Here is a 14,652-nt window from a genome sequence, read left to right as displayed (position 1 = left end):
CATTATTTCTGAGTTAAATGATTTTATCAATCAAACAAAAGAGGCTAAAGAAATAAAAAGGGCTTTAGCTGTCAAAATGATTTTAGAAGGAAAATCATACCATGAAGTAAAAGAATTATTACAAGTTTCTCATAGCTTTATTAGTATGTGGAAAAATCAAGCTCTTTTTGTGGAGTAGAAAGCTTGAAATTACAGTTTAAAGGAACTAAAAGTGAATTAAAACCAGAAGAAAAAGACCAAGTTATTAATTGGTTAAGAGAGCAAGAATATTTAAGATTATCAGATTTAAAAATTTATTTAGAGCGAGAATATAATATTATTTATAAATCCAATCAAAGTTATTATAGTTTGCTCAAAGAAGCGAAAATAAGTTGGAAAAAACTCAAAAAAGAATCCGGCTAAAAATGACGAATTAGTCGAAGCTAAAAAAAAGAAATCAGTGAAAAATTAGAGATTTGGAAAGAAGAAATAGAGAGTGGAGAGCTTGTAGTGTTTATGATTGATGAATGTCATTTACTTTGGGGAGACATTTTAGGTTATGTTTGGGGAAGAACAGATCAAAGAATAGAAATTCCCATTAAAAATGAAAAAAGCCGACAAACTTATTATGGGGCATTAGACTATCAAACTAAAGAATTTATTGTCAAAGAATATGAAAGTGGAAATACAGAAAATACGATCAAATTTATCAAGTATTTACTATCAAAAAGAAAAGGAAAAAGATTAGCAATATTTTGGGATGGAGCAACGTATCATGACTCAAAAGAATTTAGGGAGTATTTAACTATAATAAATCAAGATTTATTGGAAGAAGAATGGTTAATTACTTGTCATAAATTTGCCCCTAATGCTCCAGAACAAAATCCTGTAGAAGATATTTGGCTACAAGTGAAAAATTTTATTAGACAATTCTATCATTTATGTAAATCATTTAAAATAGTAAAGTGGCTATTTAAGTTTTTTGCGCATGGTCAAATATTTGATTTCCCCAAACTTTATCAATATGGAATTTTGCCACAACCTATTTAGGATTGCTATAGAAATTGAGAAAATTATGATTTTCAACAATTGACAATTAAAAATAAGAAAAAATTATTTTTTTCCCTTAATTAACTAATTGTCAATTGATCAAATCACCAATAACCAATAATTTTAAACTTTAAGATCCATTATTAAACATCAAGTTTTAAACCAAAAGTTAAGATATTTTCTTGGGGATCAAATAAATTAATTTTAACAGAATGAACTTTTTGAGCTTGAATTTGGGTAAAATAAAAACTATAATTTTCCGTAGAATCCCAATCTATAGTAATTAATTTATCTTGATCAAACCAACTTATTTGACCTTGTTCTGGAAGGTCAATTTCCACTCTAATTTGTTGATTAAACTTGAGATAATAAGCCTTAACAAAAATATTTCCCCTTGGGGTTTCCCATTCTTTTTCGATAAAAGGTTTTTCATCAGAAAGATTTAAAATTAAAGCATTTAAAATTTGTTGAGTAGCTAATAAAGAAAGGGTCATTTGTTGTTCTATTGAACAATTTTCGTATGAGTCTAAAGCCTCAATGGATTCAAATTCTTTAGTAAAAGTAGCCACTCCACGAGAAACACCGGCCACAGCAAGTAAACCCGCCTGTTGATTCAAAAAATTGAATTGATCAGGAAATAATTGACTAACCACTTTAACCATTTGGATCGGTTGGGGATCAAAAGAATCAATAATTTCACAACAAGCACAAACCAGTTGAGAAAGCATCCGGGCGGGAAGTTGAACGGGTAAACAAATTTGAGAAAGCCAAGAAGAAACTTTTGAGCCAGAAAATTCGTCCCCAAAATCGGTGGGATATTCGATCACCTCCGTTTCCCAAGGGAAAAGGGGGGGATGAAGCTCTATTTGTTCGCTTAAACGGTGTTTAAGAATATCTTGGAATCTTTTTTCCACAATTGAAAAGTCTGCCATGATTGATAATTTAGATAAGGTTTGAATGATAAAAATAACTTCAGTGTAAAAATCACCCCATCAAAGACCATAATTAATTTATGGTTTAGACAATTATTCATCTATTGTCATCAATAATCAGTGAAATCAGTGAAAATTTTTAGTTTTCAAGTCGAACAACTGATCACTGATGACTGTTGAGTGATGAGTGATTACGCAAATCCCAAGCTAATTCTAGGATTTTTAACCATTGTTTTTGTAGTTGAGTTTTACTTAATGAAAGACGTTTAATAATTTCTTGATTACTTAAACCTTGACGTTTAACCTTTAAAAGTTCAAGTTGAATTTTACTTAATTTTCCTATAAAAATCATCCATTCTTTAGGGGTTAAACCCAAATTTTTTTCCAGATCCGCTTCTAACCATTGATGTACCAATTCCCAACGATCAGACAAAGCAAACCTTAATAAATGATATTTAAAACGCTGTTGTAAATAATCCCTTTCTCTGGAATTAATCCCTAAAATTGTTTCGATTTCATTAGCGCATAAATCCTGTAAACGTAAAATAAAATAATTGACACAATCTTTCTGATGACGGGATTCCAAATATTCAATTAATTCACTAATAATTATTTCCCTTAAATTATCTTCTAATAAAGGATCTTCTTGATTTTGGGTAATTAAAGAGCGAAATTTTTGAATTAAAGGATTATGCCAATCTGCATAATGATCTTGGGATAAGTTATTATCGCCGGCCGTATCTAGATCTAAAGTAGTTTCAAGAGGTTGTTGAGATGAAAAAGTTTGAGCGCGTAAAATAATTAATTGTTGAGAACGATTTTTAGATAATTGAATCCGGCGTTTTGCGTATCTTTCCGTAAAAGCCATATATTCAGCCAATTCTAACAGTAAACGTGGAGTATAATTAGAGGATAAAATTGATTCTCGGCGCAGGGCATTTAAACTTTCTCCATAAAAACCTTGTAAAAAATCTTCAATTAAATTAACACGCTCAGAATAACTTGTGATTTGGTGATGAGAGGAAATATAACGGTAAATAATAGCACTTAACACACCTTGAAGCTCAATTCTGCCCTTTTTTGAGCCTAAATGATAATATTTTAAACATTGTTTGAGGCGATGATGAGCTAAATCCTGTTGCCAAGTTTCAATTTCTCCAGAATTTTGGATTCTCTGACTTTCTTGACAAATACGATTAACTTCATTGAAAATACGTCTGGCCACTTGTTGACAGACATTTTGGGGAGTGCGAGTTTTCTGGTGAAAGGTCTCAAATAATTCTAGTTCTAATGATTTCACTGCCAAGTAAATTTGAGATGTTTGAAGAAGATTAATATAGATATTGACATTAACATATCTACTTACTTTTAGAAGTGATCAAGATCAGATTATTTTAAAACAGTATTACATTGTACACGATTTCCGATAAGATGAGAAAGACAAAACTTTATGTAACTTTTTTTACTTTCTTAAACATTAGGAAGCGGTAACAACCGCCCCGTTTCCTCCCAATTTCTAACACAAAGAGGGTTTTTAGCGGTATTGTATTAAAAAATCCATGAACCAACAAGAAATTTTTTCCAAAGTCAAAGAACTGGTTGCTGATCAACTTGAAATTGATAATCCTGAGAAAATTGTTCCTCCGGCTAATTTTGCCAATGATCTAGGGGCTGACTCCTTAGATACAGTTGAGTTAGTGATGGCATTAGAAGATGAATTTGACATCGAAATTCCTGATGAAGATGCTGAAAAAATTCTCACAGTTCAAGACGCAGTTGATTATATTCAGAATCAACTTTCCCAGAAATAGAACATTATGAGGTGATACAATATCTCTTTTTCAAAAGTCAAAAATAATTTAATCTTCTTTAATTTTATCTTTTGACTTTTGAATTTTGACTGACCTAAAATCTTTTTGTATCAATAATCTTAAATTTATTTGTGAACGAGTGACTGGCAATCTTTTGGTTAGTCAAGAAAAAATATATGCCCGTGTAATTAAAAAATTTATGACAAATTTAGAACTTAAACGAGTAGTTGTTACTGGTATGGGGGCGATTACTCCCATTGGTAATAATCTTAAAGATTATTGGGAAGGTTTATTACAAGGCAAAAATGGCATCGGTGAAATTACTTTATTTGATACCACTGGTTTTGATTGTCGCATCGGTGGTGAGGTAAAGAATTTTGATCCTTTTGTTTATATTCCCCGTAAGGAGGGCAAACGGATGGATCGCTTTGCCCAGTTTGGCGTTTGTGCTAGTAAACAAGCCCTTGAAGATGCGAAGTTAGAAATTACCGAGGCTAACGCTGATGACATCGGGGTGTTGATTGGCACGGGTGTGGGTGGCATTAAAGTAATGGAGGATCAAAAGCAAGTTCTTTTAGAAAAAGGGCCTTCCAGAGTTTCTCCTTTTACCATTCCCATGATGATCGCCAATATGGCCGCTGGTTTAACTGCTATTCATACGGGGGCAAAAGGCCCAAATAATTGCACTGTGACAGCTTGTGCGGCCGGTTCTCATGCCATCGGGGATGCTTTTCGCATTGTCCAAAGGGGTTACGCTAAGGCTATGATCTGTGGTGGGGCGGAAGCGGCCATCACTCCTTTAAGTTATGCGGGTTTTGCTTCTGCTAAGGCTTTATCTTTCCGCAATAATGACCCCACACACGCTAGTCGTCCTTTTGACGTGGATCGGGATGGTTTTGTGATGGGTGAGGGTGCGGGAATTTTAATTTTAGAAGAATTAGAACACGCTCTGGCTAGGGGTGCCAACATTTATGGGGAAATGGTTGGTTATGGTACAACTTGCGATGCTTACCACATGACTGCCCCCGTGCCGGAGGGCGATGGCGCAACTAAGGCTATTCAATTGGCTCTTAAAGATGGGAATTTAAACCCCCAAGATGTGAGTTATATTAATGCTCATGGTACTAGCACTCCGGCCAATGATAAGACGGAAACTAAGGCCATTAAGAGGGCTTTAGGGGATCATGCTTATCAAACTTTAGTTAGTTCCACTAAGTCTATGACAGGGCATTTATTGGGGGGATCCGGTGGTATTGAAGCCGTGGCCACGGTGATGGCGATCGCTAATGATCATGTCCCTCCCACCATCAACCTCACAAATCCCGATCCGGAATGTGATTTGGATTATGTAGCCAATCAAAGCCGTCAACATCAGGTAAATGTAGCTTTATCTAACTCTTTCGGTTTTGGCGGTCATAATGTGACTTTGGCTTTTAAGAAATATCAATAAATAAAGTTGTGATCAAAATAGATTTTGTGGGGTTTAACGGCCGTTAATCCCTACGAATATTATCAATTGACAATTGGTTAATCTAAATTTCCATTTCACGCTAAACTAGATTATATTAAAAATTTAGATAGGACTTAAAACAATGGAAAGTGTTGCTTACATTCTCGTTTTAGCTATGATGATTTCGGTTCTCTTTTTCTCTGTGATCTTTAGAGAACCCCCCAAAATTAATAAATAGGATTTTTAATCCTTTTTTTCAGAGATAAAAGCTATCTTTTAATACTATTGTCTTACTTAACAATGGTAAAAAAAGATAGCTTTTCTCAATTGACAATTGATAATTTGTTAATTATTATGATTGAAGCAATTTTTAAGTTTGAATTTTTGCAAAATGCCCTTGGCGCAGGGGTTTTAGTCAGTATTGCCTGTGGCATAATCGGCACTTTTGTGGTGATTAATCGCATTGTTTTTATTAGTGGGGGGATCGCCCATGCGGCTTACGGAGGCATCGGTTTAGGTTATTTTTTTCAATTTAGCCCAGTTATCGGCGCGATCGCCTTTTCTTTATTATCGGCTTTAGGGATGGGTTTAGTGGAAAGAAAAACAAAACAAAGGGCTGATACCTTAATCGGCGTAATGTGGGCCATCGGCATGGCCATCGGGATTATTTTAATTGATTTAAGTAAGGGTTATAAAGTAGGTTTAGAAAGTTATTTATTCGGTAGTATTTTAACAGTTCCCCGTCAAGATTTAATCATTATGTTAATCTTAAATCTAATGATCGGAGCATTAGTTTTTATCTTTTATAAAGAATTAGTAGCGATTTCATTTGATCCCGTTTTTGCCACAACCCGCAATTTACCAGTGGATTTATTATATTTAATGTTAATGGGAATGATCGCTTTAACAGTAGTAATGGTCATGCAAGTAGTCGGTTTAATTTTAGTAATTGCCCTATTAACTATTCCCTCCGCAATTGCGGAAAATTTTGCTAAAGATATTCAACAAATGATGATTATTTCTAGTATTTTAGGGATTATTTTTACTACCATTGGAATTGCCCTATCTTATTATTTTAATTTAACTTCAGGAGCAACCATTATTTTAGTAGCAGGATCGGCCTATTTATTAAGTTTAGGTATTCAAAAATTAGGAAAAAAATTGATAGTTAAAATTTAATTTTTTAGGGGTTTAACAATTGACAATTGACAGATAAAAATTGACAATTATCAATTGATAAAACCCTTAAAAGTAAGGGAGTCATGCCCTATTAAAATTTAACCAACAAGCTTATTTTTCTAACCAAGAAAACATCGCTCTTAAATTTTTACCTACTTCTTCGATCTGATGTTCAGCCTCACGACGACGCATCGCTGTAAAACCTGCTTTTCCAGATTGATTTTCTAACACAAATTCACGCGCAAACTGTCCAGTTTGAATTTCGGTTAAAATTTTACGCATTTCAGCGCGAGTTTCATCGGTGACAATGCGAGGGCCACGGGTGAGATCACCATATTCCGCCGTATTGGAAATACTATCGCGCATTTTCGCCAAACCGCCCTCCACAATGAGATCAACGATTAATTTTACTTCATGGAGACATTCAAAATAAGCCAATTCGGGCTGATAACCTGCTTCTACTAAAGTCTCAAAACCTGCTTTAATTAAAGCACTTAAGCCACCACAAAGCACCACTTGTTCGCCGAATAAGTCGGTTTCGGTTTCCTCACGGAAAGTAGTTTCTAAAATACCGCCACGAGTACCGCCGATCCCTTTAGCATAAGCCATCGCACGATCTCTGGCTTGACCGGAAGCATCTTGATATACGGCAAATAAAGCGGGTACACCTTGCCCTTGGGTGTAGGTACGGCGCACTAAATGGCCAGGGCCTTTAGGGGCGATCATCACTACGTCAACATCGGCGGGAGGTACGATCTGACCAAAATTAATATTAAAACCGTGAGCAAAAGAAAGGACTTTTCCTGCTTTTAAATTCGGTTTAATTTCATTTTCATAAATAGTTCTTTGTACTTCATCAGGTAATAAAATCATAATCCAATCAGCACTAGCAGAAGCATCAGCAACTGTTTTGACTGTTAAACCAGCATCTTCGGCGGCTTTCCATGATTTACTACCCTCATAAAGTCCTACGATCACATTAACACCACTTTCTTTTAAGTTTAAAGCATGGGCGTGACCTTGAGAACCATAACCAATAATTGCAACGGTTTTGTTATTGAGCAAATCTAAATTAGCATCGGCATCATAGTACATTTGAGCCATAGAAAATTCTCCTCATATAATTTTTCATAATCACAGAATTTCCATTGTACCGAAAAATGGACATAGATGTATACATATTATGTCAAAAGACAAGATATTGGAATCTTTCTTAATGATTATACCATCCCAAAGGGAATTTAATGCGATCGCACTAACTCATCAAAAATTAATGTTTTTGAGATATTTCAAAAGCTAATTGTGAACCATAAAAACAAACATCAAAAATGGTTGCTCCTGTATTTAATAATCCCATTGACTTTACAGAAACATTCCCATAATTTAGAGTAATTTGTACATAAGGAACAAAATTTTCTTGACCTAAATTATTAATCTTTTTGACATAAGGAAATCGTTTAGAATTTCTCATTATTATTTAATTTATAGCAATCCTAAATAGGTTGTGGCAAAATTCCATATTGATAAAGTTTGGGGAAATCAAATATTTGACCATGCGCAAAAAACTTAAATAGCCACTTTACTATTTTAAATGATTTACATAAATGATAGAATTGTCTAATAAAATTTTTCACTTGTAGCCAAATATCTTCTACCGGATTTTGTTCTGGAGCATTAGGGGCAAATTTATGACAAGTAATTAACCATTCTTCTTCCAATAAATCTTGATTTATTATAGTTAAATACTCCCTAAATTCTTTTGAGTCATGATAGGTTGCTCCATCCCAAAATATTGCTAATCTTTTTCCTTTTCTTTTTGATAGTAAATACTTGATAAATTTGATCGTATTTTCTGTATTTCCACTTTCATATTCTTTGACAATAAATTCTTTAGTTTGATAGTCTAATGCCCCATAATAAGTTTGTCGGCTTTTTTCATTTTTAATGGGAATTTCTATTCTTTGATCTGTTCTTCCCCAAACATAACCTAAAATGTCTCCCCAAAGTAAATGATATTCATCAATCATAAACACTACAAGCTCTCCACTCTCTATTTCTTTTTCCAAATCTCTAATTTTTCACTGATTTCTTTTTTTTAGCTTCGACTAATTCGTCATTTTTAGCCGGATTCTTTTTTTGAGTTTTTTTCCAACTTATTTTCGCTTCTTTGAGCAAACTATAATAACTTTGATTGGATTTATAAATAATATTATATTCTCGCTCTAAATAAATTTTTAAATCTGATAATCTTAAATATTCTTGCTCTCTTAACCAATTAATAACTTGGTCTTTTTCTTCTGGTTTTAATTCACTTTTAGTTCCTTTAAACTGTAATTTCAAGCTTTCTACTCCACAAAAAAGAGCTTGATTTTTCCACATACTAATAAAGCTATGAGAAACTTGTAATAATTCTTTTACTTCATGGTATGATTTTCCTTCTAAAATCATTTTGACAGCTAAAGCCCTTTTTATTTCTTTAGCCTCTTTTGTTTGATTGATAAAATCATTTAACTCAGAAATAATGTTCATTTTTTTTTCCTTGAATTTAGATTATAATTAATATTATATCTGTTATGACCTATTTAGGATTGCTATAGTTATCTTGATCAATAATAATTCCTACTTTTTTAATATCTTTTTTGACAACAGTATTAGATAAACTCTCTAAAGCTTTAATGAGTTTTTGCTGATCTAAACCCGATAAACATTCATACTCATCAACACAAATAGGGGAGTCTATTTGAAGATTATTGATATTCATTATTTCAATTAGTTTTTCAATGAAAATCTTGTCATTTTTGCTTTCAACAATTAATATATTTGCCATTTTAATAAAACTCGCTCCTTATTCTCCTCTGATGGGTTTACCATGTTCAATTTCATATTCTAAAGCATCTGTATCTCTTGTAATTGCTACAATTTGATCTATTCTAGGATTATTAGCTAATTCGATATAAGCTCCTTGATCGGGAAAATTTTGTCCTGCTTCCATAAATGATTTAATCATTTCTAAACTATGAGTTGTTGCAAAAATCAGAGTTTTTAATTCCTTTGAAAGATGAAATAATGCTTCCCAGAATTTCTTTTGGCTTGTGTAATGAATACCATTTTCTATTTCATCTATAAATATAACATTGTGTTCTTCATTAAGAATTTCTAAAGTAATTTCAACCACACGATAAATAGCATCACCAAATAAAGAGATAGGAAACCCTCTTTTTTGATTTTTCTTTTGTAAATATAAAGTTGGTTCTATATGAGAGTAAGTTCTGATATTTTCAATAGAATCATCTAACATTTTAATCATTTTTAAAACATCTTCTCCATTGCCTTCAAAATCAATTTTGTCATATTTTTGAGCAACTTCTTCGTTAGATATTCTATGGGAAGAAGGGATAAGAGGTAAATCAAATTCATCGGGAGAATCAGGAGAAAAAAGTCCCCTAGAATGAGTAATTAAATTTCTTTTAAAAGTTTTATTTTCGTTTGATTGTTGTATTTGTAAAATAGAAACTGAAGAATTACTTTCTGAAATAAAATCAAGAATTTTTTTTACATCTTCATCATCTTCAAAAATTTGAGATTGTAAAGATTGAGATACTGATATAGAAATATCTTTTTCTTCATTATTAAAACATCCAGAAATATTAATAATATTTTCTATATTTTGGTTATAGAAAAAATTATTCCAAGCATCTTTAGGTTGCTTTTTGATTGTATCAGAAGATTCTTTTCTTATCCTTTTTAATTCAATAATGCTCGAAGGATGAGGATAAAAATAAATTAATAAAGCTTCTAACAATGAAGTTTTACCAGCATTATTTTTTCCACCTATTAAATTAACGTTTTTAAAGCCACTAATTTCTAGGTCTTTAAAACAACGAAAATTTTGTATTTTGATAGTATTTTCTTGGTTCATATATTTACTTAAATTTTTATATAAAATAGAAACTGTTGGATCTAGGTGAGTCTATTAGACATCTCTATAATATAATATAAATAAAAAAATTAAGCTATCATCAACAAAAATTTTAAGGAGAAATAGCCAAAATGAGTAATTATACTTGGCAATATATTCAAGATCACAAACAAGCAACTAAAAGATTATTAGGAATTAATTATGAACAATTAGAACTGCTAATCGCACATCTTTTAATCTTGGAGAAACAAGCAAAAGAAGAATCTGAAAAACAAAAAACTAGAATTATCAATTCCGGTGGTGGTAGAGAGAGTAAACTTTCAAAAGAAAACCAGATTATTTTGACTTTAATTTATTTAAGACATCATCTGAGTTTTCAACTATTAGGTATCGTCTTTCAAGTAAGTGAATCAACTGCGAATAATTTGTTTGATTATTGGCAAAAATTATGAGAGAAGCTTTGCCATGCTCTTTACTAGAACAAGTAAAAAGTCCCCAGAAAAAATAGAAGAAATGTTGGAAAAATTGAAGGAAAATGAATTATTAGTAGATAGTGAAGAACAGCCAAGAGAAAGACCTTTAGACTATGAAGAACAGAAAAAATATTATAGTGGAAAAAAATGTGAACATACTTTTAAAAATCAATTAATTAGTCTTCCAAAAGGCAGAGATATTGTGGATGTAGTGGCGGGAAAACCAGCCCTTCAAGTGATATTAACATTTGTCGTCAAAATCTCAAGAAGTTTGGGATGAATCAAATGTTTAAAGGGGATAAAGCTTATGTGGGAGAGCCACAAATTATTACCCCAAAGAAAAAACCGAAAAAGGAGTATTAACTCAGGAAGAAAAAGAAGAAAATAAAAAGATTTCATCGGTCAGAATATTTATAGAACATTTAATTAGAATCATAAAAATATGGCGAGTAGCAAGAGAAAGATTTAGATTAAGAAAAGATAAATATCAGTCAGTATTTTTAACAGTTTGTGGGTTAGTGAGATTAAGAATTGAGAGTTTAGTTTTAGAAATAGTAAAATCATCGTCATCAAGTGAAGTAATTGATGTTTTAATCAGTCATACTTTTGGGAGGAAATTAGATTTAGAGGAAATTTTGACGTGAAATTAACTTTACGGCGATTGATTGCTGAGTGCTGATTAAAGATGAAACTGTTACCATATAAGCTTTATCAGTTATTGGAGATGTCTATTAAGACACACTCTAAAATTATTAATTACCAGAAACTTTAATATTTAATCTGCCTTGAGGATCAATTTGCACTTCAGCTTGATGTTTATTATCCAGCAAAATGGCTAATACAGTTACAGTCGTTAAGCCAATTGTACCCTAAACTCCCCTCAAAAGCGATCACACCTCAATCTCCCCAAAAGAGCGATCGCAGCTTAACTCCCCTCACAAGCGATCGCACAACTAACTCCCATCAAAGAGCGATCGCACCTCAACTCCCCAAAAGAGCGACCGCATCTAAAACTTAACTTTAAAATAAAAATAGTAATCTATAGAAGTAATTAGGAATAATTTTGTAATATAGTTTCTAATTGCTTGTTTTTCATGGCTTGAATAATTTCTAATTTTTCAGAATCAGTTATTTCTAAGGAAATAATATCAAAATCTTGAACTCTTGAAATATGAAATGGTCTTTGAATAGACTGAAAATACTTTGCCCTATAATAATCAATATCATTTTGCATAGCACTATCTCTTAATTGAAGTTGCACTTCTAACATTACAAATATTATTTTTAGCCAATTATTTGGTATATCTTTTCCTATAGGAAAACAAAAAACGTTATTGATTTTCAAAAAAGCAATATCTCTGGTAGAAATAACTAAATCTTCAAATAATGATTCTATTGTAATATGTACTTTTTGCTCATCTTTTATATGATGATCAATCCAAGAACATGATATAGATTGAACTTGACAATCATTAATCATTAATCCTTTTTTACCACATAGAGAATCTAAAATAGGTTTAATAATATTATCAACATCTGCTGATGAATCTTCCTCATATCTTAATTGCTCATGTATAAACCATTCAATATCCACTATAACATCACCAACAAAAAAACAAGATAAATTTTCTATTTTGGATTGTATAGCTTCAATAATAATATTTTTCTTAGTTCTGCTAGATTGCTGAGAAACTGGAGGAATAGAAAGTTTAATTTCAATCATTTTATGGAAGAATCAATATAATTTTTTTGTATCAAGGTGAGTCAATAAAAGACCCACCCTAATAATTATACTACTAAACCAAAACCTCCTCTAATTTAGGCATTTTTTCTACAGGAATCACCCGCCCGATAATGTCCGATATTGGTCATACATGAACCAATAAAGACCTCATCTACCTTATCTCCGGCACATTCGCTCATTAATTTCACATTATCAGGGTCATTCGGTGCAGCGACAATGGGTTCTGTAATCTCACTTAAGTTGACCTCAATGGTATCCACATATTCCGCATCGGGATCAGCAGACATTATACCATTTACAAAAAGTAGCTACACAGATAAAGCATTCACAATATAATCCCAACCTGCTAAAGACAGGATAAAATCTTCTTGTAAATTATTTAAGATATTAGCTACTTTATTTTTGACATCATCTAAGTTCTTAAACCAGATATTTTTTAACTGTTGTTTGATATATAACCACAGTCTTTCAATCGGATTTACTTCTGGACAATAAGGTGGTTGAAATAACAAAATTATATTCTCAGGTACTTCTAACTTTTTTGCTCTATGACAAGGTGCATTATCTAACTGTATTATATGAATCTCATCGGGATATTCTTTACTAAATTCTGTTAAATATTTACCAAAGCATTCACTATTAAAATGAGATAGTTCATAGAAAAAACTTTTGCCATTTTCTACTTCGATTAATCCATAAAGATAATAATAGTCATAATGCCATTGTAATTCTTGTTCTGGTTTGACTCCTTTTAAAGTTATTTTCCTTCCTAATTCTGTTCTAAAACCTAATCTAGTTTCATCTTGACACCAGTAACAAATATTTTTAGTATCGCCCCATTTCTCTTTTATTTGAGCTATTATGCCTTTTAATCTTATGGGTAAATACTCTTTAAATACGGATATTACCCCTTCATTTTGATACTCATGATAAGGACGTGGTACTTTTAATTTTGCCCCTAATTCGTATCTCACTAATTGATGTATTGTGGTATAACTTATCTCAATATCTTGACAAGTAAATAACCATATTTTTATTTCTTGGTAACTGTTAAATCCTTGAGGCTCACTTAATTCTTTTTTGACTAGAGCAACTGTTTCTAGCTCTAGTTTTTTTGGTCTTCCTGTTTTATTATGTTCTTGTAATAATGCCTCTAATCCTTCCGTCTTATATAAGTGAAACCATTCGTAAATTGTTCTATCACTACGTCCCATCATTACCGCTAAGTATCTGATCGTTTCAGCCACTTGAATTTTCCAAAGATATAAAGCTTGAACTTTGGCAAAATTCAAAGCTGTTTTTTGTTGTTTCATGAGATTTTTTAGTGTATCTGCTGATTCAATTACTTCTATTTTTGATATTCCTGACATACTATTGCTCCTGTTAATCTATTCCTATACTAACCCTGAACTTACTTTTTGTAAATGGTATTAAACTAGGATTTTGCAACCATGCTTCCATCTTGGCAATACGGCGTAACAGGGTACGAGCGTCTTGATAGCCCCTTGCAATCATATTTTTCATCAAGACGATATTAGAACGCAAATATTCCGCTACGGTTGACTCACCTAGTTTAATGGTACTACCAGAACAAGAACGCTCGGCTGTAGCATCGGTTAATTCAAAAGCCTGTTCTACTTTTAAATCGGGTAAACCTTCCATTTCCATAATGCGACCGTTGAAAACATTGATTTTATTCTCTTTTCCTACGGTTAGCTTACCCTGTTGCATGGCTACCCAGGGAATAGCGTTGACAATATCTCGTAATGTTACCCCCGGTTGTAATTCCCCTGTAAACTTAACTAATACCGATTCTGGCATATCTAAGGGCATTACGCCTAAAGCCGCCGCAAAAGCCACTAAACCTGAACCTGCGGGAAATGATATTCCGAGAGGGAAACGGGTATGGGAGTCGCCCCCTGTACCCACGGTGTCCGGTAATAACATCCGATTTAACCAAGAGTGAATGATACCATCTCCCGGACGTAAAGCCACAGGATAGCCCTTTTCTTTCAATTTAGCGATGGTTTCTATGCCTTCGGGCATTTTTGACTCTAATACCATTTACAAAAAGTAAGTTCAGGGTTAGTATAGGAATAAATTAACAGGAGCAAT

17 protein-coding genes and 4 pseudogenes are annotated in these 14,652 nt (G+C 32.5%); 10 read left to right on the top strand and 11 right to left on the bottom strand.

Features of this window, described 5'->3' with window-relative positions; all coding sequences use genetic code 11:
• Positions 1 to 4: 4 nt before the first annotated feature.
• Positions 5 to 1,029: pseudogene (locus tag Anndu_RS00920) on the top strand (IS630 family transposase).
• A 143-nt stretch (positions 1,030 to 1,172) separates the two neighbouring features.
• Here Anndu_RS00920 and Anndu_RS00915 read toward each other — a convergent pair.
• Positions 1,173 to 1,961 (bottom strand): hypothetical protein, encoded by a 789-nt coding sequence (locus tag Anndu_RS00915; protein WP_464102562.1) that lies wholly within the window; start codon positions 1,959 to 1,961, stop codon positions 1,173 to 1,175.
• Positions 1,962 to 2,124: 163 nt separating this feature from the next.
• The gene (gene hetZ / locus Anndu_RS00910; RefSeq protein WP_464102561.1) at positions 2,125 to 3,261 is read right to left on the bottom strand and encodes a heterocyst differentiation protein HetZ; all 1,137 of its coding nucleotides are present in this window, start codon (positions 3,259 to 3,261) and stop codon (positions 2,125 to 2,127) included.
• 259 nt (positions 3,262 to 3,520) lie between these two features.
• Between hetZ and acpP the strand changes: the two genes are divergently transcribed.
• The 4 genes from acpP (at position 3,521) to Anndu_RS00890 (ending at position 6,401) form a co-directional block, all read left to right on the top strand.
• Positions 3,521 to 3,772, top strand: a complete 252-nt coding sequence (gene acpP, locus Anndu_RS00905; RefSeq protein ID WP_464102560.1) for an acyl carrier protein — start codon at positions 3,521 to 3,523, stop codon at positions 3,770 to 3,772.
• A 199-nt stretch (positions 3,773 to 3,971) separates the two neighbouring features.
• Positions 3,972 to 5,222 carry a beta-ketoacyl-ACP synthase II gene (fabF, locus tag Anndu_RS00900; RefSeq protein WP_464102559.1) on the top strand — a complete coding sequence of 417 codons (1,251 nt, stop codon included), beginning with the start codon at positions 3,972 to 3,974 and terminating at the stop codon, positions 5,220 to 5,222.
• Between the two features lie 142 nt (positions 5,223 to 5,364).
• A complete protein-coding gene (locus Anndu_RS00895; RefSeq protein ID WP_464102558.1) occupies positions 5,365 to 5,460 on the top strand; it encodes a photosystem II reaction center protein T in 96 nt (31 codons plus the stop codon).
• Between the two features lie 116 nt (positions 5,461 to 5,576).
• The gene (locus Anndu_RS00890) at positions 5,577 to 6,401 is read left to right on the top strand and encodes a metal ABC transporter permease (RefSeq protein WP_464102557.1); all 825 of its coding nucleotides are present in this window, start codon (positions 5,577 to 5,579) and stop codon (positions 6,399 to 6,401) included.
• 111 nt (positions 6,402 to 6,512) lie between these two features.
• Here the strand turns inward: Anndu_RS00890 and ilvC are convergent, their stop codons facing one another.
• From ilvC to Anndu_RS00865, 5 genes are all read right to left on the bottom strand, one after another.
• Positions 6,513 to 7,505 (bottom strand): ketol-acid reductoisomerase, encoded by a 993-nt coding sequence (ilvC, locus tag Anndu_RS00885; RefSeq protein ID WP_464102556.1) that lies wholly within the window; start codon positions 7,503 to 7,505, stop codon positions 6,513 to 6,515.
• Positions 7,506 to 7,671: 166 nt separating this feature from the next.
• Positions 7,672 to 7,872: a hypothetical protein gene (locus Anndu_RS00880; RefSeq protein WP_464102555.1), complete on the bottom strand. Its 201-nt coding sequence runs from the start codon at positions 7,870 to 7,872 to the stop codon at positions 7,672 to 7,674.
• A gap of 22 nt (positions 7,873 to 7,894) precedes the next feature.
• Positions 7,895 to 8,921 (bottom strand): IS630 family transposase gene (locus Anndu_RS00875; protein ID WP_464104016.1). Its coding sequence is split into 2 segments (ribosomal slippage): positions 7,895 to 8,477 and positions 8,476 to 8,921, totalling 1,029 coding nucleotides; the frame shifts between segments, so codons are not numbered across the junction.
• A 58-nt stretch (positions 8,922 to 8,979) separates the two neighbouring features.
• Positions 8,980 to 9,228, bottom strand: a complete 249-nt coding sequence (locus tag Anndu_RS00870) for a DUF3226 domain-containing protein (RefSeq protein ID WP_464102554.1) — start codon at positions 9,226 to 9,228, stop codon at positions 8,980 to 8,982.
• A gap of 18 nt (positions 9,229 to 9,246) precedes the next feature.
• Positions 9,247 to 10,320: an AAA family ATPase gene (locus Anndu_RS00865; RefSeq protein ID WP_464102553.1), complete on the bottom strand. Its 1,074-nt coding sequence runs from the start codon at positions 10,318 to 10,320 to the stop codon at positions 9,247 to 9,249.
• Between the two features lie 131 nt (positions 10,321 to 10,451).
• On the opposite strand from Anndu_RS00865, the gene Anndu_RS00860 reads away from it, so the two are divergent.
• From Anndu_RS00860 to Anndu_RS00840, 5 genes and pseudogenes are all read left to right on the top strand, one after another.
• Positions 10,452 to 10,772, top strand: coding sequence for a helix-turn-helix domain-containing protein (locus Anndu_RS00860; RefSeq protein WP_464100878.1), 321 nt, complete (start codon positions 10,452 to 10,454; stop codon positions 10,770 to 10,772).
• Positions 10,773 to 10,785: 13 nt separating this feature from the next.
• Positions 10,786 to 11,073: a hypothetical protein gene (locus Anndu_RS00855; protein WP_464102552.1), complete on the top strand. Its 288-nt coding sequence runs from the start codon at positions 10,786 to 10,788 to the stop codon at positions 11,071 to 11,073.
• Positions 11,074 to 11,185: 112 nt separating this feature from the next.
• Positions 11,186 to 11,254 (top strand): annotated as a pseudogene (locus Anndu_RS00850) (transposase family protein); the annotation flags it as partial.
• Between the two features lie 57 nt (positions 11,255 to 11,311).
• Positions 11,312 to 11,437, top strand: coding sequence for a hypothetical protein (locus tag Anndu_RS00845; RefSeq protein WP_464100876.1), 126 nt, complete (start codon positions 11,312 to 11,314; stop codon positions 11,435 to 11,437).
• Between the two features lie 218 nt (positions 11,438 to 11,655).
• Complete coding sequence (locus Anndu_RS00840) at positions 11,656 to 11,811, top strand: hypothetical protein (protein ID WP_464102551.1); 156 nt, start codon at positions 11,656 to 11,658, stop codon at positions 11,809 to 11,811.
• A 33-nt stretch (positions 11,812 to 11,844) separates the two neighbouring features.
• Here the strand turns inward: Anndu_RS00840 and Anndu_RS00835 are convergent, their stop codons facing one another.
• From Anndu_RS00835 to Anndu_RS00820, 4 genes and pseudogenes are all read right to left on the bottom strand, one after another.
• Positions 11,845 to 12,516, bottom strand: a complete 672-nt coding sequence (locus tag Anndu_RS00835; protein ID WP_464102550.1) for a RusA family crossover junction endodeoxyribonuclease — start codon at positions 12,514 to 12,516, stop codon at positions 11,845 to 11,847.
• Between the two features lie 122 nt (positions 12,517 to 12,638).
• Positions 12,639 to 12,827: pseudogene (locus Anndu_RS00830) on the bottom strand (hypothetical protein); the annotation flags it as partial.
• Between the two features lie 18 nt (positions 12,828 to 12,845).
• Positions 12,846 to 13,907, bottom strand: a complete 1,062-nt coding sequence (locus tag Anndu_RS00825) for an IS630 family transposase (protein WP_464102549.1) — start codon at positions 13,905 to 13,907, stop codon at positions 12,846 to 12,848.
• Between the two features lie 46 nt (positions 13,908 to 13,953).
• A pseudogene (locus Anndu_RS00820) lies at positions 13,954 to 14,532 on the bottom strand (aconitase family protein); the annotation flags it as partial.
• Positions 14,533 to 14,652 lie beyond the last annotated feature (120 nt).

The sequence above is a fragment of the Annamia dubia NIES-4383 genome (assembly GCF_055394725.1).
The sequence above is the reverse complement of the archived record's forward strand: the minus strand, read 5'-3'. Positions and strand labels throughout refer to the sequence as shown.

Excerpts from the sequence above, each read along its gene's own strand:
- Anndu_RS00915 (WP_464102562.1), bottom strand. The coding sequence starts at position 1,961 with ATGGCAGACTTTTCAATTGTGGAAAAAAGATTCCAAGATATTCTTAAA.
- acpP (WP_464102560.1), top strand. The coding sequence starts at position 3,521 with ATGAACCAACAAGAAATTTTTTCCAAAGTCAAAGAACTGGTTGCTGAT.
- fabF (WP_464102559.1), top strand. The coding sequence starts at position 3,972 with ATGACAAATTTAGAACTTAAACGAGTAGTTGTTACTGGTATGGGGGCG.
- Anndu_RS00895 (WP_464102558.1), top strand. The coding sequence starts at position 5,365 with ATGGAAAGTGTTGCTTACATTCTCGTTTTAGCTATGATGATTTCGGTT.
- Anndu_RS00890 (WP_464102557.1), top strand. The coding sequence starts at position 5,577 with ATGATTGAAGCAATTTTTAAGTTTGAATTTTTGCAAAATGCCCTTGGC.
- ilvC (WP_464102556.1), bottom strand. The coding sequence starts at position 7,505 with ATGGCTCAAATGTACTATGATGCCGATGCTAATTTAGATTTGCTCAAT.
- Anndu_RS00880 (WP_464102555.1), bottom strand. The coding sequence starts at position 7,872 with ATGAGAAATTCTAAACGATTTCCTTATGTCAAAAAGATTAATAATTTA.
- Anndu_RS00870 (WP_464102554.1), bottom strand. The coding sequence starts at position 9,228 with ATGGCAAATATATTAATTGTTGAAAGCAAAAATGACAAGATTTTCATT.
- Anndu_RS00865 (WP_464102553.1), bottom strand. The coding sequence starts at position 10,320 with ATGAACCAAGAAAATACTATCAAAATACAAAATTTTCGTTGTTTTAAA.
- Anndu_RS00860 (WP_464100878.1), top strand. The coding sequence starts at position 10,452 with ATGAGTAATTATACTTGGCAATATATTCAAGATCACAAACAAGCAACT.
- Anndu_RS00855 (WP_464102552.1), top strand. The coding sequence starts at position 10,786 with ATGCTCTTTACTAGAACAAGTAAAAAGTCCCCAGAAAAAATAGAAGAA.
- Anndu_RS00835 (WP_464102550.1), bottom strand. The coding sequence starts at position 12,516 with ATGATTGAAATTAAACTTTCTATTCCTCCAGTTTCTCAGCAATCTAGC.
- Anndu_RS00825 (WP_464102549.1), bottom strand. The coding sequence starts at position 13,907 with ATGTCAGGAATATCAAAAATAGAAGTAATTGAATCAGCAGATACACTA.